This is a genomic window from Acinetobacter sp. SM1B (genome assembly GCF_003289665.1).
GTDB classification, from domain to species: Bacteria; Pseudomonadota; Gammaproteobacteria; order Pseudomonadales; family Moraxellaceae; genus Acinetobacter; species Acinetobacter schindleri.
The window spans coordinates 1204349-1226454 of sequence record NZ_QMBM01000001.1 but is presented as its reverse complement, the minus strand read 5'-3'; the positions used below and the strand labels follow the sequence as shown (position 1 = coordinate 1226454).

The window sequence follows — 22106 nt, the reverse complement described above, 5'->3', positions numbered from 1 at the left end:
CTAAATTCTCAAATTAGGCGAATACAGATGGATCAAGCTGGTTCAGACGATCCAGATCCTGCTGGGTATCTACACCAGGGGGCAAACTCACTTCAGCAACAGAGATGGCAATACGGTGACCATTTTCCAGCACACGCAACTGTTCTAAAGATTCTAGTTTTTCCAGAACACCCATTTCCCAGGTTACATATTCCTGAAGCAACTTCACCCGATAAGCATACAGCCCCAAATGGCGATAAGCCTGATCATGCAGTTTCTGCTCAGCTTGTTTTGCTTCATCACGGTCATAAGGAATCGTTGCACGGCTAAAATACAGCGCCTGATTGTGCTTTGACATCACCACTTTCACGATACTGTCACGCTGAAATTCTTCAAGCTGATGAATCGACTCACAAAGTGTCGACATAGACGATTCTGGCTGATCGACCAGTAGCTGAGCCACCTGCTGAACCAGTTGCGCAGGTAATAACGGCTCATCACCTTGGACATTAACGATAATATCATCACTTGCCCAACCTTTAATTTTTGCTACTTCACTTAGGCGGTCGGTTCCCGATGGATGATCAGGTGAAGTAATGACAACATCCACACCTTCAGCACGACATACGGCTGCAATATGTTCATCATCTGTCGCTACACATAGATCATCAAAACCTTTTACTTTACGCGCCTGATCGACCACACGCAGAATCATTGGACGACCATGAATCTCTAATAAAGGTTTACCCGGCAGACGTGAGCTGGCAAAGCGTGCAGGAATGACAATGTGTTTCATAATGAATAAACCTTAAGAAATAGAAATACCGTATTCACCAAGTTGTTGCTGCAAGATCGCATAACAGGCTGGCGATAATATTGCCTCAACAGGCACCACCCAGATATCACGATTAAATGCCGGATTCTGTTTGAGTAAAGTCATAATCTTTACTGCATCTTTCTCAGTGGTAATGATCGGATAATTATCTTCAAACTGCAGATCTTTAATTTCATAGTCATGATGATCCGGAAATTCATGGCACTGGAATTGCTGAATACCCAAGCTTTCCAAGGTCTGATAGAAACGCTGTGGAAAACCAATCCCGACGACGGCATAAAAAGGTAAGTTCGGATCAAAAGCCTGCGACCCTGCCCGATTGAGTAAATACGGCTGTGAGGGAGCCAAATGCATATGCAAGTCAGATTGCGGATAAGCCGTATGCTCAATTACAGTACCAGTTTCTAGACGTTCAACCGGCTCACGTAAATAACCTTCAGGCAGAAGTTTCTGATTGCCCAGACCACGATTATTATCCAGTACGATCCACTCAATCTGACGATTCAAAGCCCAGTGCTGTAAACCATCATCACAAATAATCAAATCCAGATTATGTTTGGACAATAGCAGCTCTATACTCTGCTGACGATTAGGACCAACAGCCATCGGTACACCCGTCGACTGGACAATCAGTGCGGGTTCATCCCCCACACTTTCTGCGGTCGCCTGCGTATCGACATAGCAAGGAAATGGACCTTTACCTCCATAACCCCGGCTGATCACGCCAACCCGGACATTTTGTTTTTCTAGATATTCAACCAAATGGATCAGTAATGGAGTTTTCCCACTCCCACCCACAGTAATATTACCAATCACCATCACAGGTACAGGTGCGGTATAACTTGCTTTAAAACCTTTATCATATAAAGCTTTATTTAAGCTAAATCCGATCTGGTACAGCCAGGACAATGGCCGAAATACAATCAGCCATTTAGCCTGTGTATTCCAGGCATCCTGAATGACCTGTGCCAGTGACATACTTATTGTTCCTCGAAGTTGCGTTGATGCAACTGGTAATAAGCACCCTTGCGGTTGATCAATTCCTGGTGGGTTCCCTGCTCCAGAATGCGACCTTGATCCATGACGACAATACTGTCGGCATTCTCAATCGTTGATAAACGGTGAGCAATAACGATAGTGGTACGATCCTGCATTGCCGCATCAAAAGCACGCTGAATAAAGTATTCAGATTCATTATCCAGCGCACTGGTTGCTTCATCCAGAATTAGAATTGGTGCATTTTTCAGAATGGCACGCGCAATCGCAATACGCTGGCGCTGACCGCCAGACAGATTCAGACCTTGTGCGCCCAGCTCGGTATCATAACCATTTGGCAAAGCCATAATAAAGTCATGGGCATAAGCAGCTTTAGCCGCGGCAATAATATCTTCTTCTGCAGCATCTTCCAGCTGACCATAAGCGATGTTTTCACGCACGGTACGGTTAAACAGCACCACCTGCTGGTTTACCATCGAGATCTGGGTACGCAGAGCATTCAGCTCAAAATCTTTAATGTCTTTGCCATCAAACAGGATTTGACCGGAGCTTGCTTCCTGATAGCGCATTAAAAGGTTCACCAGTGAAGTTTTACCTGCACCTGAGCGACCTACCAATGCTACTGTTTGTCCGGCTTTTACATCAAGATTCAGATCGGTTAATGCCTGATACCCATCAGAATAAGTCAAGTTCACATTTTTCAGCTGGATATTACCTTTTAAAGTATCTTTAAAAGTACCTGCATTTTTTTCTTCCGGCATATCCAGTAATTCAAACACTGAATAAGCTGCCGCCATACCACGCTGAATTTTTTCATTGACTTCAGTGAGTGCCTTGATCGGTTTGGACAACATGCCTGCCACGGTAATATAAGCAACAAATTCACCAGCAGTCGTATCACGCAAGATTTCCGGGCGCAAAGCCAGAAACATGACAATACTCAACGCAATAGACATAATAAGCTGTACGATCGGGCTGTTGAGCTCTTTCACTACAACCATTTTCAAGCCACGACGCAAGTTTTCTAGAGAGTGCTTTCTAAAACGTTCCTGCTCGTACGTTTGACCGCCAAAAGCTTTTACCACCATATTGGCATTTACAGACTCCTGTACCACATGGTTCACATCACCCATGGTGTTCTGCACTTGCTTGGACAGCTTACGCATACGCTGTGCAGCTTTGCGAATAAGCAGACCAATGATCGGTGCAAAAATCAGAATAATTAACGTTAAACGCCAGTTTGTATAAAGCAGATAACCAATCAGCGCGATTGTGATCAGACCTTGCTGCACAATCACCTTAAGTGAATCACTTGAGGCAGCAGTCAACTGCTCAACGTTATACATAATTTTAGCAGTAATGTGACCACTGGTATTATCCAGAAAATATTGCGAAGGCAGACGCATTAGCTTGGCAAAGACTTCCTGACGAATATTAAAGACCAGATTTCGGGAAATGACTGCAGTAAAATAGCCACCCAAAAACAAACCTACACCGCGGAAAAAGATCAGCAAGACCACCAGAAACGGGAAGATCGTTGTAAAACCCTGATCACGAGTCTGAATCGCTTCAATAATATATTCCAGCAACTTGGCAACGGAGACTTCTGTTGCAGCATTGATGGCGAAACCCAGGATAACCAGTAAGGCCAATCCCCAAAATTGTTTTAAATAACTGAGAAGACGTAAATAGACTTTTAAATCTTGCTTCACTAATAACCTCGGGTAGGTACTTTCGTACTAATGTTGATGTTCACAAAGCCAAGTTGCCCTGCAACATCCATAACGCGAATCACATCCTGATGTGCTGCTTTTGCATCAGCAGCAATCACAAACATTAAATCACGTCGTTCGTTAGAAATCTGTTTAATTGCGGTATTTAAATCAGCCACTTCTTTGCTCGCCAATGACTGCCCATTCACTGCATAGTGCCCATTTGCATCCACAGTAACTTCAACCTTTTGATCAAAGTTTTTCGGTGGAACTCCTTGCGCGTCTGGCAAGGTCAAATTCATACGGCTGAGTTGACTGAAAGTCGTAGAAAGCAATAGAAATACCAAGATAAATAACAGACAGTCAATCATCGGAGTGAGGTTGATATGAACATCTTCAACCTGATTGCGTTTGAATTTCATGACTCACCTCAGCTCGCCTTCTGAAGAATTTCATCCGCTTCTGAAGCATGCGAATAAAACAGGTCAGCATGAAATAAAGTCGCCTGCTGCTCCAGCTCAGCTACATATTCCTGTACCAGACGCTGGAAATAACGATGTGCAAATAAGGCAGGGATCGCGATCAGCATCCCGGCAGCTGTCGTAATTAACGCCTTGGAAATCCCCGGCATCATCAGCACTGGATCGCTGGTAGTACCCACGTCAATCATAAGAAAAGATTCAATAATTCCGATCACTGTACCGAGCAAACCCAGCAAAGGTGCAACTGCACTTAAAGTTCCTAAAAAATTAATATTTCTTTCCAGATAACCAATTTCCTGCGAAGCAACGACTTCCATCTGGGCACGTGCATATTGCTCGGTCTGTTGCTGGCTGGCAGCACCTGCTGCAAAAACACGGCCTAATGTACTCCCTTGCAGGGATTTATCCATATTTAGTTTTTGCATCACATGATTGGCATTTTGCCCGGGACCCATCAAAAGCGCTTTAGGTAATATCAGGCTCTTTTTCAGGCGAATAAATCGCTCTAATGAGATGGCCACCATGAAAATCGAACATAATACGAGGGGTAGCATCAGCCACCCACCTGCTTTTACCAATTCCCACATCTGATTTGTCCCCAATCAAGAATCAAGTTTTATTCGTCATCCAGGATCGAAAGAATACCGTCTAGCTCTTCCAGTGAATGATAGCTAATGACCAGTTTGCCTTTGCCCTGCTTGTTATAATCAATTTTTACTTCTGCACTAAAACGTTCTGACAGACGTTGTGTTAGTTGTTGAATATCCGGCGCTACGACTGGCTTTGGTTTATCCTGTTTTGGGGTATTGAAATCACGCACTAATTGCTCAGTCTGGCGTACGGACAGGCTCTTCTCAATTACCATTTCAGCCACTTTCAGCTGGTCTTTGGCTTTCAAAGTCAGGATCGCACGCGCATGCCCCATATCAAGCAGCCCTTGCTGCATAAAGTCTTTTACCTCTTCAGCCAAGGTCAGCAAACGCAGTAAATTACTGACTGTCGTACGCGCCTTGCCTACAGTATCGGCAATTTCCTGATGGCTCAGACCAAATTCTTCATGGAAACGTTGCAGCGCCATTGCCTGATCAATTGGATTCAGATCCTGACGCTGGATATTTTCAATCAAAGCCAGCGCAATTGCTACCTGATCATTCAGATCACGCACAATCGCAGGAACTTCAGTGAGGCCTGCCAATTGTGCTGCACGCCAGCGACGCTCACCCGCAATAATTTCATAAGGATGACGTTCATCATCTACCGGACGAATGACGATCGGCTGCATGATGCCATGCTTCTCAATTGAAGCAGCCAGTTCCTGCAAATCCTGTTCATTGATATAGCGACGTGGCTGGTATTCACCACGTTTCAACAGATTCACATCAATCTGCTTCAGCTGACCATGATCCAGACCTTGTGCTTCAAGCTGTAATTTTTCTTTTTGAATTGACCCCAGTAATGCATCCAAACCACGACCTTTGGCGAGTCCACGTTTCTTCACGGTCATGCTTTACTTCCTTTTTTCACTTTGCTTTTCTTTAACATTTCAGCCGCCAGATTGAGGTAAGCAACTGCACCCTTGGAACTTTTTTCAAAATAAATCACTGGCAAGCCATGTGCTGGTGCTTCAGCCAGACGGATATTACGTGGAATCACGGTATCGTAAAGTTTCTTGCCAAAATATTGTTGTAATTCTTCAGAGACATCACGTGTCAGTGCATTACGCGCATCATACATGGTACGTAATACACCCACGATTTGTAGATCAGGATTTAAAGCCTGCTGAATCCGGTCAATGGTCTGAGTCAAATCAGCCAATCCTTCTAATGCATAATACTCACATTGCATTGGAATAATTACGCCATCCACGGCAGCCAAGGCATTTACGGTAATCAGGCTTAAACTTGGTGCACAATCTACAATAATATAATCAAATGATTTTTCAATTTCCTGCAGGGCATCACGCAGAATAAATTCACGGCCTTCCTGTTCGGCAATTGCCAGCTCTACACCAGCCAGATCACGGTTGGCGCCTAATACTTTATATCCAACTTCCGCCTTGGTAATTGCCGTTTCAATCGGCACTTCACCAAGCAACACATCCGTTACTGAATAAAGTAAATCATTTTTCTGTATGCCCGAGCCCATCGTAGCATTACCTTGTGAATCCATATCCACAAGCAGCACACGTTTTTTTAATACTGCGAGAGATGCCGCCAAATTTACTGCGGTTGTGGTTTTGCCAACGCCACCCTTCTGGTTTGCAATCGCAATAATTTGTGCCATGTTGAACCCAATTCCTTTGAAAATCTTAAATACGTTTTAATAAAAGTAAATGACGTTGTTCGTCTAATCGCGGAACTTTTAGTTCAATAATCTCACAACTGAATTCATCTTTTAAAGCACTAACTTCATCTTGTGGAATCAGACCTTTCATGGAAGCAATAATACTTTGCTCATGCATATAAGGTTTTGATGCGTTTACAAAATCGGTCAATGATGCAAAGGCACGACTGGTAATCACATCAAACTGACCGAGTTCATTAATACTGTCTTCATTTTCAACACGTGTTTGCACCGCAATCACATTTTTTAGCTTCAAGTCAGCAATAAACTGCTTCAGGAAACGGATTTTCTTGCCATTTGAATCTAATAGTACGCAGTTACGTTCCGGCTGACATAATGCAATGATCATGCCTGGCATCCCGCCGCCGGTACCAATATCGAGCAGACGGCCTGATGGCAGATCCTTTAAAATGCTTAAGCTATCTAGTAGATGCTTGACCAGCATTTCTTTCGGATCACGAATGGCAGTCAGATTGTATGCCTTATTCCACAGCACCAAAGCGTCCTGGTACTTGAGTAATAAATTTAAAGTTTCATCACTCAATGCTAAACCTAAAGCCTGGCTACCCTGCTTTAATTCCTGAAAAAACGTATGCATAAACAATTAACGCTCGAAAAAATTAGAAGAAAGTATACCGCTTTCTCTATATTGGCACAGTAGGGAGTGCTTAGTGAATATTCACTTAAGCATATTTCCCTTCACGAATTTCAGCATCCAGTGCAGCCAAACGCTCTGGCGTCCCTACATCAACCCAGTCACCAATCAACTTTGAGGCAGCGACTTGATTTGCCAGCATCGCCTTTTTGAGTAATGGCGCCAGTGGACGCTTACCTGCTTCCAGACCTACAAACATTTTTGGATCAATCAAAGAGACACCACTAAAGGTCAGATTTTCACCCTGAACACTCTGATCAAAGGTATAAGCTTTACCTTCAACCAAGCTAAAATCACCTTGTGGGTGCTGAGGTGGGTTTTGCACCAACACCAGATGTGCCAGGTTTTCACCCAGCTCCACTGTCAATAATGGCGCAAAATCCATGGTGGTCCAGACATCACCATTCACCAGAATAAAAGGCTGACCCCCTAATAAAGGCAAAGCGTTGATAATACCACCAGCAGTTTCCAGCCCCTCACCTTCATGTGACCATAAAATCTTGACACCAAACTGCGAACCATCACCCAAAGCTTCCACAAGCTTTTCACCGAGCCATGCAGTATTAATGACAATTTCATTCACACCGATCGCCGCCAGCTTTTCGATATGCCAGACGATCAGAGGCTTGCCCCCAACTTCCAAGAGTGGCTTTGGTGTATGCAGCGTTAAAGGGCGCATGCGATTACCTAGGCCTGCAGCCAGAATCATCGCTTTCATTTATGCAGCCACCTCATATGAACCATATTTTTCTTCAAAAGCTGGCAATACGCGCTCATTGATAAATTGCATAAACGGCTGCAATTCTGCATAAGGTTTACTTTCTTCCAGCAGATACCACATCACACGCGGCAAATCTTTCAAATATCCCGATTTACCATCACGTTCAAACAGGCGCACAAAAATACCTAAAATCTTGATATGACGTTGAATGGCCATCATGTCGGCATCTTTCTTGAACTGACCAAAATCACGACCCTCTTTGGCAGAAGCCGGCAATAAGTTATAGAAAATTTCAAACCAGCGATAGACACGGTCAGCATTCCACTGCACATAGGCATCGCGGGTAATCGAGATTAGATCATAGGTATCCGCACCAATCACGGCATCCTGAAAATCGATCACGCCCAGATCTGTTTCACCTGCAATCTGCATCAGGTTACGGCTATGGAAATCACGGTGCACAATCACTTGAGGTTGAGCTAATGCTGCATTCGCCAGAATAGCAAAGGTACGCTTAATCAGCGCACTTTCCGCTGCGGTCGGAATGACTTTTAAAGCCGGTAACATCCAGTCAGTCAGCAATTCCATTTCCGAGATCAGTTTTTCATAAGAATACTCAGGGAAATGCCCTATACCTTGAATAGACTGCAACTGAACTAATTGTTTGAAACTCTGCTCATAATAAGCATCCACAGTGGCGTCATTAAGCAGATCAGACAGCATCACATTGCCGAAATCTTCGAGCAGTAATAGACCATTTTCCAGATCCTTCGCCACAATGTGCGGCACGCGAACACCATTCGCATCAAAAAATTCATCTATCGTCACAAAAGGCACACAATCTTCTTTTTCTGGTGGTGCATCCATTAGCATAAATGTTTTATTATTCAGTTTGATTCGTGCATAACGACGAAAACTGGCATCGCCTGCTAAAAAATGAGTTTCAAATTGATCTGAACCGAGTACAGAAGCAATCCAAGATTGTATCAATTGTTCGCGTTGAGTATTCATTTGCAATAAATTCTAGTACAGGCTGAGTTTTTAAAGTACTAAGTGTAGCTACTTATCAACTTTTTCTCTATGATGCGACAATAATTAATTGCGATAAAAGCATGATTGGTTAATGAGACAAATGAAGCATCAGTTTAAATATAATCCTTTAGCGACTGCGATCTTAACTTTGTTATGTGGTAGCTCAATTTCAAGCTATGCTGCAGAAAATGACTCATCCAACAGCAACAATCAGCAGCTTAAACAAAGCTTACAGGAAACCTATCCTGGTGAAGCATTTTTCTCTCAATATTATGTTGACAAATCCACGCCTGAAGCACAACAACGACAGGGACAGTATTTAAGTTCTGCCTATTGTCAAGGCACCTGGATTACTCCAGTTTCACCTGCAGTGGAAGCAGTTGCTCCAGATCAAGCGACTTCTACTGTTACTGCTGACTATGGCCACTATAATCCGAATGGCGATTCCTACTTAGAAGGCAATGTCATCATTGATCAGCAAGGTCGTCAGATTCGTGCAGATCAAGTGACTATTGACCAGACCCAGACCTACGCCAAAGCTCAAGGTCGAGTACAGCTGGCACAAGCAGGTCTGCTCTCACAAAGTGATGATATTAATTACAACCTAAAAACCCAACAAGGCGACTTAAATAACAGCTTTTATATTGCAGAAGAACAACATGCGCATGGGCGTGCAGAAAAAATCGCCCGAACTTCCACTGAAACAGTTGAGCTGGAAAATGCAACCTATACCACTTGCCCACCTGAACAGAAGCCAACCTGGAAAATTCAGGCGGATCGCATCAAGCTGAATCAGGAAACAGGTCGTGGTGAAACTCGTAATACCAAAATATACGTTAAAGATGTGCCTGTTCTTGCAGTACCTTATTTTAACTTCCCGATTGATGATCGTCGCACCACCGGAATTCTGACCCCTAGTTTTGGTTTTACCAATGATGGTGGCTTAGAACTAGGCGTTCCAGTATATCTAAATCTGGCACCAAATTATGATGCTACCATTACACCACGTTATATCGCTGACCGTGGTGCAATGCTGGATGGTCAGTTCCGTTACTTAACCGAGAACTTTGGCTATGGTCAAATCTGGGGGGGCATTTTACCTTCAGATCGTAGCTATGACGATCAAGACCGTAAAGACCTGCATTTCCGTCATGACTGGCAGATTAACGAGCAGTTCTCAACCAATCTTGAATATAACTATGCTTCAGATAAAGATTTCTTCTCAGATCTAAATAACAACCCAAATTCTAAAACTGATCTGAATTTACGTCGTGCTTGGGAAATTAACTATAAAAATGGTATTCCTGGCTTAAAAGCACAGTTAAAAGTAGAAGATTTCCAGACCCTAGACCCAGAAGTTGCAGATGAAGACCGTCCTTATGCGCGTTTGCCACAATTCCTGGTTAACTATAAAACGGGCAACCCACTCGGCTGGCAATTCGAAGCCAATCACGATACTGCCTATTTCAAAAAAGATGTTAATAATATAAATCCAGCTACAGGCAGTTACGAACCGAGTGGTACACGTATCTATAACGATCTGGCAGTTCGCTATAATCATCGAACGCCTGGCTTATTCCTGCTTCCTCAATTGTCCTTGCGCAACATTAATACCTTCTATGACAAGGACACGATTGATCTTTTAGACCAGAACCAAACTAATTCTTCAAGTGAAGATAAATCTATTGTAGTGCCAGAATTCACTCTCGATGCTGGTTTGATTTTTGAAAAAGAAGGACGCTATTTACAGACACTAACACCTCGTCTGTTTTATGCTTACGCACCTTACGAGAATCAAGAAGGTCAGCCAAATTTTGACTCAGTGAATGCTTCGATCAGCTATGATCAGCTATTCAGCCCACGTCGTTTCTATGGTCATGACCGTTTAGAAGACAATAACTTTGCATCCGTAGGCTTAAGCTACAGCCTGTTCAATGATGTTGGTTTAGAACGCCTGCGTGCCAGTATAGGCCAAAGTTTCTTCTTCGAAGACCGTCGCGTGACTTTAGAACGGGATATTGATGAATATGACCGTGAAACGCATACTGGTCCTGTAATTCAACTATCCAGCCAGCTTTCCAATAATTTCCATGTCAACTTTAACTCAGCATGGATGTCGAATGGTCAGAATGCACAGCGCGATGTGCAAGCCTATTACACTGGTGAACAAGGTAATCTCTACAATGTAGGCTATTTCTATCGCAAAGAAATTACTGACCGTCAAAAAAGCTATGATCAGGTGGTTGGTTCATTCATTCAGCCTGTTTTCAATAACTGGCGTCTGATTGGTCATGCTCAATACGATCTGGAAAACAACGTTGCACGTGAATATTTACTTGGCGTGAACTATGAGTCATGCTGTTGGGGTGTTTCCGTCTATGGCCGCTCATATTACAATGATCTGGATGACATCAATGAAGCTGGTGTTAAACCAAAACGCATGATCATGGCAGAACTCAGCCTGAGAGGCCTGGGTGGATTCAACAATAAATTGGCATCACTACTGGAAAACCGTATTCTGGGCTTTAATAATATCAATCAGACTTGGACAGAACGTTAATGAAGACAAAACAGTTAAAACATTTTTTTAAAGCAACCACACTTGCGCTATGCCTTTCTGCAGCAATACCTACTTTTGCTGTTGCACAGACCAAGGATGAAGTTGTAGCTGTTGTCGACAATAGCGTGATTCTTCGCAGTGACCTGGATCAAAGCGTTGCAGAGATTTCTCATCAACTCGAAAAGCAAAAGAAGCCTGCACCGTCACAACAAATCCTGCAACAACAAGCCTTAGAGCAACTGATTTTACGTCAGGCTCAACTTGAACAGGTAAAGCGTTATAATGTTCGTCCTGATGAAAAAGCGCTTAATGATGCAGTATTAAAAGTTGCACGCGACTCTGGTTTTTCCAGCCTGGAAGCTTTCCAGCAAAAGCTGGATTCAATTGCACCAAATACTTATGCTGCTCTACGTAACCGTATTGCAGAAGACCTTGCGATTAACCGTCTACGTCAACAGATTGTGACTTCCCGTATCAAAATCAGCGATCAGGATGTGGAGAACTTCCTAAAAACCCCGCAAGGTCAGGCATTACTCGGCAATCAGGTTCATGTACAACATGTCCGTGTTTCTGGTGACAATACAGCTCAAGTTGCAGCAGAGGTAAAGAAAGAGTTAGAAAGCTCTACCGACCTGAAAGCAATTGAGAAGAAATACTCCAAAAATGGTGTCAAAGTTGAAGCTGCTGACATGGGCTTCCGTAATATTTCAGATATTCCAGATGAGCTCGCATCACGTGTAACCAGCCTTCAGCCTGGTCAAACCTCTGAACTGATTGAAGCCCGCGATGGTGCTCACATTCTTAAGCTGATTGATCGTAAAGCGGGTGAAAAGCGTGCACTCGTACAACAATATCAGACGCGTCATATTCTGATTCAGCCTTCCGAAGTAGTGAGTCCTGAAAATGCCAAACAGATGATTGACAGTCTGTATACCCGCCTAAAAAATGGTGAAGACTTTGCCGTACTGGCGGCTACCTTCTCCAATGATCCTGGTTCAGCACGTGACAGTGGTAGTCTAGGCTGGGTGAATCCAGGTGTGATGGTCCCAGAATTTGAAGAACGTATGAAAAAAACGCCTGTGGGCCAAATTAGCGAACCGTTCCAGTCTCAGTTTGGCTGGCATATTCTACAGGTGACAGATACGCGCCAACAGGATATGACTTCAGAATATCAGGAACGTATGGCACGCCAGCTTTTAGGCGAACGTCAGTTTGATACAGAACTGGATAGCTGGTTACGTGAGACACGCAGTAATGCCTTTGTTGAGATCAAAGATCCACAACTGGACCGTAAAAAGAATTAATATTCAGCATCTTTAAAAAAAACCGGCTTTTGGCCGGTTTTTTTATTATCTATATAAGACTATTACCATAAAAAAACCTCTCATTTCTGAGAGGTTTTTTGAATTCTTAAATCAGATTAACGGTTGTTTTCGTCATCTTGAGAATCTTCGAATTTTGCATCATCAGTAAAGCCAGCACCTTGACCACCAAAGCCACCTTGACCACCGAAGCCGCCTTGACCACCAAAGCCGCCAGGTTGACCGCCACCGAAGCCACCTTGACCACCGAAGCCACCAGGTTGACCGCCACCGAAGCCACCTTGACCGCCGAAGCCGCCAGGTTGGCCGCCACCGAAGCCACCTTGACCACCGAAGCCACCAGGTTGGCCGCCACCAAAGCCACCTTGACCGCCAAAGCCAGCACCTTGAGGACCAGCAGGAGCACCAGCAGGACGTGGGTTACGTGCAGGAACTACGGTAGAAATCGCGTGTTTGTAAACCATTTGGCTTACAGTATTTTTTAATAATACAACGTATTGGTCAAATGATTCGATATGACCTTGTAGTTTGATACCGTTAACCAGGAAGATAGAAACAGGAATACGTTCTTTACGTAGGGAATTCAAGAACGGATCTTGTAAAGTTTGACCTTTAGACATGTTATAACTCCAAAAAATTTTAAAATCAGCGCAAAAAACTATCTTTATTTTTCAATTAAAAATTATAAAAAAGATAGTCTGTAAATTTTGCTTTATCCGTAACAGTTTCGCAAGTCTTCTTGAGCCTGCTGTGCGGTAAAATATGTAGTAAATTTATGCTTATCTTGCAAAGATCTTAACCATGTGTATTGACGTTTAGCAAGTTGTCGTGTTGCAAACAATGCTTTGTCTTCCATTTCTCGCTGTTTTTCAACACTTCGATCACTGTTTTTTATAAATTCGATCGCCTGACGGTAACCAACGGAACGCATGGATGGAAGATTTTCATCAAAATCGTATTTTTTCATCAAGCTTTTCACTTCATTTAAAAAACCGATTTCCCACATAATTTCTAATCGTTTTTCAATACGCTTGTGTAATTCTACTCGGTCTGGGATTAGCGCGTAATTATGAAAACTGTAACGATATGGTTGATTTTTTGGTTGTTCTGCTTGTAGTTTTGTTATAGCTTGGCCAGTTAGCTTATAAACCTCTAAGGCACGAATAATACGCTGTTTGTCACTTACTTTAAATTTTTGCCCTGCGACTGGGTCTACAGTACATAATTCCGCATATACTGCTTCCCACCCTTCCCGTTCGGCTTTTGCTTCAATTTCCGCACGTACCTTATAATCTGCACTGGGTAGATTATCAGATAATCCCTCTAACAATGCTTTGAAATAAAGCATTGTTCCACCAACCAAAATTGGGGTTTTGCCACGTGCATGCATATCATCAATCAGGCGACAGGCATCTTCGACAAAATTGGCTGCTGAATAGACTTCTAAAGGACTAATAATATCAATCAGATGATGCGGATATTGCTCTAATTCTGCTTTGGTTGGCTTGGCTGTACCAATGTCCATTTCCCGGTAAACCAGTGCAGAATCGACGGAAATTAGCTCAAAATTTCCTTGCTCATAGAGTTCACATGCCAAAGCGGTTTTACCACTTGCAGTTGGTCCCATTAAGTTGATGACCGGCAATTGATTTGACATGTACCACTACTCTCCTCGAGCAAAAAGTTTATCTAGTTGAGCCAGTGGGAAAGCACGCCATGTTGGACGTCCATGATTACACTGGCTGGCAAATTCAGTTTGTTCCATCTGACGCAATAAGGCATTCATTTCAGACAGACTTAAAATACGGTTTGCACGTACCGCACCATGACAGGCCATGCCTGCCAGGATCTGATCACGCTTTTGCAACAGGCCTTGCGCCTGATCCGTTGGGTCCAGATCATTCAGTAATTCAGGAATCAAGGCATCAAAATCTGCCTTGTGCAGGATCGCAGGAACTCCGCGCACGATCACCTGTTCATCACCATACTGGTCAATCTCCAGACCAAATCGGGCCAGCTGTTCCTTCAACTCTTCTACACGCATGGCCTGCATACGACTGATAGACACCACTTTAGGAATTAAAAGCTGCTGCGACGTCCAGAACTCCGGTTTATCCCAGGCAGACTTCATTTGCTGCAAGACGATACGCTCATGTGCTGCATGCATATCTACAATAATCAGACCTTCTGTGTTTTGTGCAAGGATATAAATCCCATGCAGCTGTGCAATCGCAATGCCTAAAGGATGCTCATCTATTTTGGCCTGCACATGTGTCTGAAAAGACTGCTCAGGGCTCAGCTGCTCAGTTTCGGAGTTTACTCTAAGTGGTGCCAAATAGCTTTGTAAGGCATTGTTAAGCTGCTGTGAACCACTATAAGGCTTGGTATAATCCTGCACATAATGCACAGTTTGTGGACGCGATGATTCAAAGTCAGCCAGCACATCCGAAGCTTCAGCTTCTATATATTGATGCGTATTACGAGGATGTAGATGCTGCTGAACTGCATAAGGTCCAGGAGGGGACTGCGGTGCAGCCTGATGCAGGCTAAATTGTTCCTGATAACGCGGCTGAGGCGTAAGTGGTACAGGTTCCTCAGTTTTCATTGCATCAGCCAGATTAGCTGTTGCGGTCTGGAACTGTGCTAGCGTTTCTTTGGCATAATGACGTACAAACTCATGTACTTCACGCTGATTTAGGAAACGGATTTCATGTTTGGTTGGATGTACATTGACATCAATATTTTCCGGATCCACTTCCAGAAACAGCAAATAAGCTGCATGCTGGTGTCCATGCAGAATGCCGTCATACGCCATACGCAATGCATGAGAAATGGTCTTGTCTCTTACGATACGACCATTTACATAGACATATTGCATATCGGCTTGCGCACGCGCATCCGAAGGATGACCGAGCCAGCCAGACAAACGCATGTTGATACTGTCTGCATCCATCCAGTAAGCATTTTCAGTAAATTGGCGCCCCAATAACTGCTGCACACGCTGGAAACGTAATGCTCCACTGTCTGCCACAGGCAGATTCAGCTTGATACTTTCATTATGTTCCAGCACAAAACGGATATCGAAATGGGTCAGTGCCAGACGACGTACAATCTCTTCAATATGACCAAATTCGGTGCCCGGTTTTTTCAGAAATTTACGACGTGCCGGTACATTAAAGAACAGATCCTGCACCCGGATATGGGTACCACGTGAAGTGGCAACTGCCTGAATTTCCTGATGGTCAAAAGCAGTACCATTCACTTCAACCTGATAACCAATGCCATCTTCGCTTTGGCTACTGGTCAAGGTTAGACGCGATACGGCTGCAATCGAAGCCAGCGCCTCACCACGAAAACCCAGACTGGTGATGGCATGCAATTCCTCTGCTGTCTGAATTTTACTGGTGGCATGACGCATGACCGCCAGCGCTAAATCTTCCGGGTGAATTCCTCGACCATTGTCAATAATTTCGATCAGTGTACTACCGCCCTGTTCTACACGAATCACCAGTTCAGTCGCACCAGCATCAATCGAGTTTTCGAGCAGTTCTTTCACTACAGATGCAGGTCGTTCAATCACTTCACCCGCTGCAATCTGGTTCGCCAGTGCAGGATCAAGTGAACGGATACGGCGTACGCTTAAATCATTCGACATGTGGGAATTGCTGCTCCAAAGCCTGCTGTAATACTGAGTTTGATGAAGTCAACGCTGCAGTACGAGTCAACTCATCTTCGGATTTAAGAATTTCGATGATCAGATCTGCTTCAGGTATTTCATCACCACCTTTAGATGGCCATTCAAACAAGAATAATGCCTTTGGGGTTTCAAGATAATCCCGAATACCCATCAGTTCCAGTTCATAGGGATCATTTAAACGGTACAGGTCAAAGTGGAAAATATCCTTCCCTTGAATATTATAAGGTTCTACCAATGTATAGGTTGGACTTTTGACCGAACCCTCATGACCGAGCTGTTGTAAATAATAGCGCGTCAATGTCGTCTTGCCTGCTCCCAGATCACCGATCAGATAGATCACTCCCGTACTAAAATTCGCGGCCAATACCTTAGCCAGCTGTTGGGTATCTTCTTCATGATTTAAGGTGACAGTAAATGAATAAGGCATATGACTCACGACATGATTCAAAGGAACAAATATGATAGCATCGCCGCAGTTTAAAAGCCTATTCTGCCGCATGAGAAACTGTATTTTTTCATAGCATTTGTTTCCTGAATGAGATCCACTTCCCCATATGAATACTTCTGCTGAATTTATCCCACCGATGATCAACGGCGTCAGTGCCAGCAAAGTTTTCTTGCAACCGTCCACTGCTGCAACAGTCTATGACTATTTATGTACACAGTTTCCACATATCCAGACCAGTGAATGGCAATCCCGTTTTCAGGAGGGCCTGGTTTATGATGCACAGGGAAATAGCTTAAATCTAAATAGCCCCTATCAGGCGAATAGCCACTGTTTTTATTATCGCTTTCTGGCACACGAAGTGCATGTTCCTTTCGAACACCAAATCCTGTTCGAAAATGAACATTTTATGGTAATTGATAAACCACATTTTCTGACCATGAGCCCGACCGGACAATATGTACAGGAAACCCTGCTGGTTCGTCTAAAGAAACAGACCGGAATTGAGCACCTAACTCCGATTCACCGACTGGATCGGGAAACGGCTGGCGTAGTGCTTATCTCTAAAAATGTAGCATCGCGTGGACTTTATCAGCAGCTGTTCGCAACACGCCAAGTACAGAAAACCTATCATGCGATTGCAGGTTATCGTGAAGAACTTCGCTTTCCGCAAATTGTGCGTTTACGCATGGATAAAGGCCAGCCTTTCTATACTATGCAGGTTTTAGAAGGTGAGCCTAATAGTGAAACCGAAATCACCTTATTAGAACAGCAAGATCATGTAGCCAAATACGAACTGAAACCGCATACTGGCAAGCAGCACCAATTACGTGTGCACTTAAACTTTTTGGGTATACCGATTCTGAATGATCCGTTTTATCCTAGCGTTGCACATAAAGCAGATAATGATTTTTCTGCGCCCTTACAGTTATTGGCCCGACATATCCAGTTTATTGACCCTATTACCCAGCAATTGATGCAGTTTTCTTCTGAGCAAGTACTAACATTGTAATGCAGCTGTCATTACGATTTATTTTCAGAATTGATTCGTATAAGGATTGTATTTCAAATGTAATGGATTAAAATGAATGCGAAAAGTTAAGTATTTTAAAGTCTTGAATATATTATGAGAAAAACTGAAGTCTACCAAATACGCCTGGATTCTCAAGAAAAGAAACAAGCCTTTGCCGTATTTAAGCAATTGGGAATCACACCAGCTCAAGCAGTCCGCTTGTTTTTCAAACAGGTAGTGCTGACTAAATCCATCCCCTTCTCTATTGAAAATCAGAATATTAACATTGAACAATTAATCAAGCTGCGCAAACTGAAGCAAAGTGAATCTAAACCTGTAACTGCCGGATTGATTGCAGACACTACAGAACAGGAAGCATTGGATCTACATGCTGATGATGATCATTTTGATTTATTTGAAGAGCTGAATGCCATTCTGGGTGAAAGTGACAAAATTTAACACTGTCGCATTTTCAAACAATTTCATACGCTACACCTCCCTAAACTTCGTTATGCTCCATGAATACATAATAATAAAACATGGAGTAATTAATGCTTGTTCGACGTGCTCAGGTAGAAGACCTACAACAGCTTTCAGTTTTATTTGATGAATATCGCCAGTTTTATGGAGCTTCCTCAAATCAGGAACTTTCTTATCAGTTTCTAAAACAGCGATTTGAAGACCAGCAAACAGTGATTTTTATCAATACCAAGGATGATATTTTTACCGGATTTATTCTGCTTTATTTAAGATTTTCCTCAGTAGCTTGTTCAAAGTTTTATGTGCTGGATGATGTGTATATCACTCCACTGTATCGCCGTCATGGCGCTGCACGACAACTGATTGATACCGCTATTTTATTTGCCCGACATGAAAATGCACTGCGTATTAGCCTGGACACCCAGAAAAACAACCACCAATCGCATAAACTCTATGAATCAATGGGATTTATGCGAGATGATGAATTTGTCACTTTTCATTGTTTTCTCAAGTAAATCCAGCGCTTTATTCGGCACGGTATTTAGCTTGAATCACTTGATCTTCAGTTAAATAAATCCACTCACCTTCTGGCAAATCATTCAAAGTCAATTGACCTATTTGAGCCCGATGCAGTTTTTCAACTTTATTCCCCACAGCTGCCAGCATACGTTTCACCTGATGATAAACACCTTGATGAACCGCCATTTGCAAGCGCTTTTCTTCAAGACGAATGACATCTGTAGCAGCATACATACCTTTTTCATTGCGTAGCTCAACACCTTGTTCTAGCTGCTTGATCTGCTCATCCGTAACAGGGTCTGCGGTATCCATCTGGTAAACCTTGGCAACATGCTTTTTAGGATGAGTTAATGCCTGCAAAAATTGACCATCATCAGTCAGTAACAGCAAGCCTGTCGTATCCTGGTCTAAACGACCTACACACTGGATTCCACGATTCATGAGCAAGTCATCAAACAGCTCAAAGACACTAAAATGATGGGTTGCCTGATGCGAACACTCATAACCTTGTGGCTTGTTTAAGGCAATATAGACTTTTTCCCGATATTGATAAGTATCGTCATATACATTGAACTCTAGCTGATCCAGATCCAGTTTATGCTTTGGGTTATCAATGATTTCACCCTGAATGCTCACAGCGCCATTCTTGATCAGTTGCTGGCAATACTTACGTGAGCCAAAACCTTGTGACTGCAACATTTTTTCCAATAGCATCTATTCATACCTGTATCGAGTGAAGACCTGTGCATTCTATCCTGAAACAATCATGATTTTGTTTTCTTCCGCTGTTTTCTAGGTATCATGCGTTGAAAAGCTCTACAATAGCTTTATTTTTCACTCTATCTCTCCCACTTATGTCGCAACTTGATCTGAATCTGATTGTTCTTTTGGTTTTACTGGCTTGCGGTATTTTTAGTCATAATAGTGCCGTCACCATTGCTGCAGCGGTGTTAATCGTTTTAAAAATCACGCCTCTCAGCAGTTTATTACCCTATGTACAGGCGCACGGTTTAAATATCGGGATTATTATTCTGACCATTGGTGTTCTGACACCGATTGCCAGTGGCAAAATTTCAGGAGAAAGTATTCTCAAATCTTTCCTGAGCTGGAAGTCTTTACTGGCAATCGCCATTGGTGTCTTTGTTGCTTGGCTGGGAGGACGTGGAGTGAAGCTGATGTCCAATCAGCCAGATGTGGTAGCCGGACTATTATTAGGCACAGTAGCAGGTGTAGCAGTATTACGCGGTGTTCCAGTCGGGCCGTTAATTGCCGCAGGAATTTTATCATTATTGATTAGTACGCAATAAGTTTGAAATAAAATTTCTATTTAGTTAACCCTAACTCAAACATCCATTCTCCCAGGATTTCTAAAAATATTTCGATATCAAATCATATGAATAGCGGCATTGAGGTCGCACATTGATTGCCTTGCGCAAGCTATAAAGCAGTACTTAAAGCTTGCTCAGGATATGCTGTCAGATCAATAAAGGGCTTTTATCTTGCGAAACGATGTTTCTCATGGCCTGTCAAAAGTAAGATAGCTTTTCTTATTCCACAAATAGTAGCGCCAAACGCACCTGGTCATAACCCATACGTGGACTGGTTAACTCGACAATCGGACGCAGTTTAATAGACCCATCATCATTGAAATGATCGGTATCCTGTCGCTTAGTCAGACGTTTATAGATCTTACGCACTTGTTCAACCACTTCCTCACCCGGATGAGCTACAGATATATCTAAACCTTGCTCTTTATGCAGTCGACCTAAATGGTTAATAATCGTTGCCGGTGTTAAGCCACGCTCAGTGGCGATATCGGCAATATCATAACCTTCTTCAAACAGTTCACGCGTTTCATCCAGCGTTGCGGCAGCATAATTCTGCTTGCCGCCATTTTTCGCCAGTTTTTTTTCATTACGCTGAATTTCAGTTTCATTCAGCGTACCGCCGCAATGACGGATAAAGGCATTGTGCTGCTTGGTTAAATCAATATTTTCAAAGTGTTCTTCGGCTTCACTCGACAACTCCTGAAAACGGCGGTCTGCCTTAATTGCCAGACTATCCAGTTCCAATGCCTGCTCATTAAAACCTTTTAGACGTAGACCATCTAAAGTTTTTAAACGCGAAAGTGCCACATAGCCCTGTCCTTTTTCAAAAGTATGACTCAAGTCAATTTCGGCAGCTTCTAAGGTCATACCTTGTGATTTATGAATCGTAATCGCCCATGCTAGACGTAAGGGAATTTGCTGGAAACTGGCAATAGTCTTACCGGCTTCATTGTCTACTGACCAGGTTTCTGGTTCAACCAGCAACGTCGTCCCATCTGTGAGTTTGACTTTAGGCAATACCCCAAATTCATCATCTTCTTCAAAACCAATAACTTCACCCAAACTGCCATTGATATAGCCCAGATCAAAGTTGTTTTTGACAAACATGACTTTAGCATGCTTTTTCAGCGTTAAGGTTTCTGGCGCACGCACTGAAGATTTCAGCGTTTCGATCAACTTGTCATTGCCGTCGCACTGGGCATCAAACTGGCGCGGCTCATTATCAATTTCATTTAAATGCCGGAAGTTGATACTGTCCACATCCATATTATGCGTATACAGACGCGTATAAGTGTCGCCAATCTCCTGATGACGTGTTCCTTGCAAGGCATTTCGATGTTCTGTACCAATCGCCTGTGCACGGATCGCATTTAGAATATCATTTAGATAATCATTGCCCTGACGGTGCTGCTCAGTCAGATAACAAACGCGAAATTTGGCTTCAACCCAGGCATCTGACATAAAGCAGAATTTATCCCGGTTGCGTTCATCATTTCTGCCCACTGGAGGCAACTGAAAGAAATCGCCAGCAACAATCACCTGAATGCCACCAAAAGCTTCATCAGATTCTTTGAAATACTTTAATACCTGATTAACCAGATTTAGCTGCTTGGCATGCAGCATAGAAATCTCATCAATAATCAGTACCTGAGCATTTTCCAGATGCTCTTTCAGATATTTGCGCTCTTTCATACGCTTCAGGTCTTCTTCTGACAAGAAGTCCTTAATCCCGATACCGGCCCAGGTATGAATGGTCATGCCATTCATGTGCGTTGCCGCGATACCTGTAGACGCTGTAATCGCAACAGATACCTTACGTGCTTTCAAATAATTGATATATTGATTCAGGGTATAGGTTTTCCCTGCACCAGCCGAGCCTGTTAAAAATACATTTTCGCCCGCTTTGAGTAACTTAAGTGCAGTTTCCTGTTTCATATGACCTATACCGTGAAAGAACGGCTATAGCCTAACGACTTTTCCGGCAAAAG

At 43.1% G+C, this 22106-nt stretch carries 22 protein-coding genes; 6 read left to right on the top strand and 16 right to left on the bottom strand.

What is annotated here, in order from left to right:
• Positions 1 to 13: 13 nt before the first annotated feature.
• The 10 genes from kdsB to C8322_RS05770 form a co-directional block, all read right to left on the bottom strand.
• The gene (kdsB, locus tag C8322_RS05815) at positions 14 to 775 is read right to left on the bottom strand and encodes a 3-deoxy-manno-octulosonate cytidylyltransferase (RefSeq protein ID WP_004815572.1); all 762 of its coding nucleotides are present in this window, start codon (positions 773 to 775) and stop codon (positions 14 to 16) included.
• A gap of 12 nt (positions 776 to 787) precedes the next feature.
• On the bottom strand, positions 788 to 1792 hold the full coding sequence (gene lpxK, locus C8322_RS05810) for a tetraacyldisaccharide 4'-kinase (RefSeq protein ID WP_004815569.1): 1005 nt from the start codon (positions 1790 to 1792) through the stop codon (positions 788 to 790).
• A 2-nt stretch (positions 1793 to 1794) separates the two neighbouring features.
• On the bottom strand, positions 1795 to 3522 hold the full coding sequence (gene msbA, locus C8322_RS05805) for a lipid A export permease/ATP-binding protein MsbA (protein WP_004815568.1): 1728 nt from the start codon (positions 3520 to 3522) through the stop codon (positions 1795 to 1797).
• The gene (locus C8322_RS05800; RefSeq protein ID WP_004815566.1) at positions 3522 to 3944 is read right to left on the bottom strand and encodes an ExbD/TolR family protein; all 423 of its coding nucleotides are present in this window, start codon (positions 3942 to 3944) and stop codon (positions 3522 to 3524) included. Before C8322_RS05800 ends, msbA begins: the two co-directional genes overlap by 1 nt.
• Positions 3945 to 3952: 8 nt before the next feature.
• A complete protein-coding gene (locus C8322_RS05795; RefSeq protein WP_004815564.1) occupies positions 3953 to 4591 on the bottom strand; it encodes a MotA/TolQ/ExbB proton channel family protein in 639 nt (212 codons plus the stop codon).
• A gap of 29 nt (positions 4592 to 4620) precedes the next feature.
• Positions 4621 to 5508: a ParB/RepB/Spo0J family partition protein gene (locus C8322_RS05790; RefSeq protein WP_004815563.1), complete on the bottom strand. Its 888-nt coding sequence runs from the start codon at positions 5506 to 5508 to the stop codon at positions 4621 to 4623.
• A complete protein-coding gene (locus C8322_RS05785) occupies positions 5505 to 6287 on the bottom strand; it encodes a ParA family protein (RefSeq protein WP_004815561.1) in 783 nt (260 codons plus the stop codon). The genes C8322_RS05790 and C8322_RS05785 overlap by 4 nt, the downstream gene beginning before the upstream one ends.
• Before the next feature lie 25 nt (positions 6288 to 6312).
• On the bottom strand, positions 6313 to 6945 hold the full coding sequence (gene rsmG, locus C8322_RS05780) for a 16S rRNA (guanine(527)-N(7))-methyltransferase RsmG (protein ID WP_004815559.1): 633 nt from the start codon (positions 6943 to 6945) through the stop codon (positions 6313 to 6315).
• Between the two features lie 85 nt (positions 6946 to 7030).
• A complete protein-coding gene (gene murU, locus C8322_RS05775; protein ID WP_004815557.1) occupies positions 7031 to 7720 on the bottom strand; it encodes an N-acetylmuramate alpha-1-phosphate uridylyltransferase MurU in 690 nt (229 codons plus the stop codon).
• Positions 7721 to 8734 (bottom strand): aminoglycoside phosphotransferase family protein, encoded by a 1014-nt coding sequence (locus C8322_RS05770; RefSeq protein ID WP_004815555.1) that lies wholly within the window; start codon positions 8732 to 8734, stop codon positions 7721 to 7723.
• 121 nt (positions 8735 to 8855) lie between these two features.
• Between C8322_RS05770 and C8322_RS05765 the strand changes: the two genes are divergently transcribed.
• Positions 8856 to 11315: an LPS-assembly protein LptD gene (locus C8322_RS05765; protein WP_034424967.1), complete on the top strand. Its 2460-nt coding sequence runs from the start codon at positions 8856 to 8858 to the stop codon at positions 11313 to 11315.
• On the top strand, positions 11315 to 12619 hold the full coding sequence (locus C8322_RS05760) for a peptidylprolyl isomerase (RefSeq protein ID WP_111810448.1): 1305 nt from the start codon (positions 11315 to 11317) through the stop codon (positions 12617 to 12619). Before C8322_RS05765 ends, C8322_RS05760 begins: the two co-directional genes overlap by 1 nt.
• A 116-nt stretch (positions 12620 to 12735) precedes the next feature.
• On the opposite strand, the gene hfq is transcribed toward C8322_RS05760, so the two are convergent.
• The 4 genes from hfq to tsaE all read right to left on the bottom strand — a co-directional run bounded on the left by hfq (position 12736) and on the right by tsaE (position 16761).
• Positions 12736 to 13257: an RNA chaperone Hfq gene (hfq, locus tag C8322_RS05755; RefSeq protein WP_004815549.1), complete on the bottom strand. Its 522-nt coding sequence runs from the start codon at positions 13255 to 13257 to the stop codon at positions 12736 to 12738.
• A 92-nt stretch (positions 13258 to 13349) separates the two neighbouring features.
• Positions 13350 to 14294 (bottom strand): tRNA (adenosine(37)-N6)-dimethylallyltransferase MiaA, encoded by a 945-nt coding sequence (gene miaA / locus C8322_RS05750; protein ID WP_004815547.1) that lies wholly within the window; start codon positions 14292 to 14294, stop codon positions 13350 to 13352.
• A gap of 6 nt (positions 14295 to 14300) precedes the next feature.
• Positions 14301 to 16292: a DNA mismatch repair endonuclease MutL gene (gene mutL / locus C8322_RS05745; protein WP_004815546.1), complete on the bottom strand. Its 1992-nt coding sequence runs from the start codon at positions 16290 to 16292 to the stop codon at positions 14301 to 14303.
• Positions 16282 to 16761 (bottom strand): tRNA (adenosine(37)-N6)-threonylcarbamoyltransferase complex ATPase subunit type 1 TsaE, encoded by a 480-nt coding sequence (tsaE, locus tag C8322_RS05740; RefSeq protein WP_008303990.1) that lies wholly within the window; start codon positions 16759 to 16761, stop codon positions 16282 to 16284. Before tsaE ends, mutL begins: the two co-directional genes overlap by 11 nt.
• 127 nt (positions 16762 to 16888) lie before the next feature.
• Between tsaE and C8322_RS05735 the strand changes: the two genes are divergently transcribed.
• From C8322_RS05735 to C8322_RS05725, 3 genes are all read left to right on the top strand, one after another.
• Positions 16889 to 17791: a pseudouridine synthase gene (locus tag C8322_RS05735; protein WP_004815542.1), complete on the top strand. Its 903-nt coding sequence runs from the start codon at positions 16889 to 16891 to the stop codon at positions 17789 to 17791.
• Positions 17792 to 17905: 114 nt separating this feature from the next.
• A complete protein-coding gene (locus C8322_RS05730; protein ID WP_004815540.1) occupies positions 17906 to 18250 on the top strand; it encodes a type II toxin-antitoxin system RelB/DinJ family antitoxin in 345 nt (114 codons plus the stop codon).
• Positions 18251 to 18342: 92 nt separating this feature from the next.
• Positions 18343 to 18786 carry a GNAT family N-acetyltransferase gene (locus tag C8322_RS05725; RefSeq protein WP_004815539.1) on the top strand — a complete coding sequence of 148 codons (444 nt, stop codon included), beginning with the start codon at positions 18343 to 18345 and terminating at the stop codon, positions 18784 to 18786.
• Between the two features lie 10 nt (positions 18787 to 18796).
• Here the strand turns inward: C8322_RS05725 and C8322_RS05720 are convergent, their stop codons facing one another.
• On the bottom strand, positions 18797 to 19504 hold the full coding sequence (locus tag C8322_RS05720) for a pseudouridine synthase (protein WP_004815537.1): 708 nt from the start codon (positions 19502 to 19504) through the stop codon (positions 18797 to 18799).
• A gap of 140 nt (positions 19505 to 19644) precedes the next feature.
• On the opposite strand from C8322_RS05720, the gene C8322_RS05715 reads away from it, so the two are divergent.
• On the top strand, positions 19645 to 20097 hold the full coding sequence (locus C8322_RS05715; RefSeq protein WP_004645490.1) for a DUF441 domain-containing protein: 453 nt from the start codon (positions 19645 to 19647) through the stop codon (positions 20095 to 20097).
• A 240-nt stretch (positions 20098 to 20337) separates the two neighbouring features.
• Here C8322_RS05715 and C8322_RS05710 read toward each other — a convergent pair whose 3' ends face one another.
• A complete protein-coding gene (locus C8322_RS05710; RefSeq protein WP_004815536.1) occupies positions 20338 to 22053 on the bottom strand; it encodes an AAA family ATPase in 1716 nt (571 codons plus the stop codon).
• Positions 22054 to 22106 lie beyond the last annotated feature (53 nt).

Coding starts and splice junctions, on each gene's coding strand:
- hfq (WP_004815549.1), bottom strand. CDS start 13,257: ATGTCTAAAGGTCAAACTTTACAAGATCCGTTCTTGAATTCCCTACGT.
- C8322_RS05735 (WP_004815542.1), top strand. CDS start 16,889: ATGAATACTTCTGCTGAATTTATCCCACCGATGATCAACGGCGTCAGT.
- C8322_RS05720 (WP_004815537.1), bottom strand. CDS start 19,504: ATGCTATTGGAAAAAATGTTGCAGTCACAAGGTTTTGGCTCACGTAAG.
- miaA (WP_004815547.1), bottom strand. CDS start 14,294: ATGTCAAATCAATTGCCGGTCATCAACTTAATGGGACCAACTGCAAGT.
- murU (WP_004815557.1), bottom strand. CDS start 7,720: ATGAAAGCGATGATTCTGGCTGCAGGCCTAGGTAATCGCATGCGCCCT.
- kdsB (WP_004815572.1), bottom strand. CDS start 775: ATGAAACACATTGTCATTCCTGCACGCTTTGCCAGCTCACGTCTGCCG.
- C8322_RS05765 (WP_034424967.1), top strand. CDS start 8,856: ATGAAGCATCAGTTTAAATATAATCCTTTAGCGACTGCGATCTTAACT.
- C8322_RS05730 (WP_004815540.1), top strand. CDS start 17,906: ATGAGAAAAACTGAAGTCTACCAAATACGCCTGGATTCTCAAGAAAAG.
- lpxK (WP_004815569.1), bottom strand. CDS start 1,792: ATGTCACTGGCACAGGTCATTCAGGATGCCTGGAATACACAGGCTAAA.
- C8322_RS05715 (WP_004645490.1), top strand. CDS start 19,645: ATGTCGCAACTTGATCTGAATCTGATTGTTCTTTTGGTTTTACTGGCT.
- mutL (WP_004815546.1), bottom strand. CDS start 16,292: ATGTCGAATGATTTAAGCGTACGCCGTATCCGTTCACTTGATCCTGCA.
- C8322_RS05760 (WP_111810448.1), top strand. CDS start 11,315: ATGAAGACAAAACAGTTAAAACATTTTTTTAAAGCAACCACACTTGCG.
- C8322_RS05795 (WP_004815564.1), bottom strand. CDS start 4,591: ATGTGGGAATTGGTAAAAGCAGGTGGGTGGCTGATGCTACCCCTCGTA.
- C8322_RS05770 (WP_004815555.1), bottom strand. CDS start 8,734: ATGAATACTCAACGCGAACAATTGATACAATCTTGGATTGCTTCTGTA.
- C8322_RS05725 (WP_004815539.1), top strand. CDS start 18,343: ATGCTTGTTCGACGTGCTCAGGTAGAAGACCTACAACAGCTTTCAGTT.
- C8322_RS05785 (WP_004815561.1), bottom strand. CDS start 6,287: ATGGCACAAATTATTGCGATTGCAAACCAGAAGGGTGGCGTTGGCAAA.
- C8322_RS05710 (WP_004815536.1), bottom strand. CDS start 22,053: ATGAAACAGGAAACTGCACTTAAGTTACTCAAAGCGGGCGAAAATGTA.
- rsmG (WP_004815559.1), bottom strand. CDS start 6,945: ATGCATACGTTTTTTCAGGAATTAAAGCAGGGTAGCCAGGCTTTAGGT.
- tsaE (WP_008303990.1), bottom strand. CDS start 16,761: ATGCCTTATTCATTTACTGTCACCTTAAATCATGAAGAAGATACCCAA.
- C8322_RS05800 (WP_004815566.1), bottom strand. CDS start 3,944: ATGAAATTCAAACGCAATCAGGTTGAAGATGTTCATATCAACCTCACT.
- C8322_RS05790 (WP_004815563.1), bottom strand. CDS start 5,508: ATGACCGTGAAGAAACGTGGACTCGCCAAAGGTCGTGGTTTGGATGCA.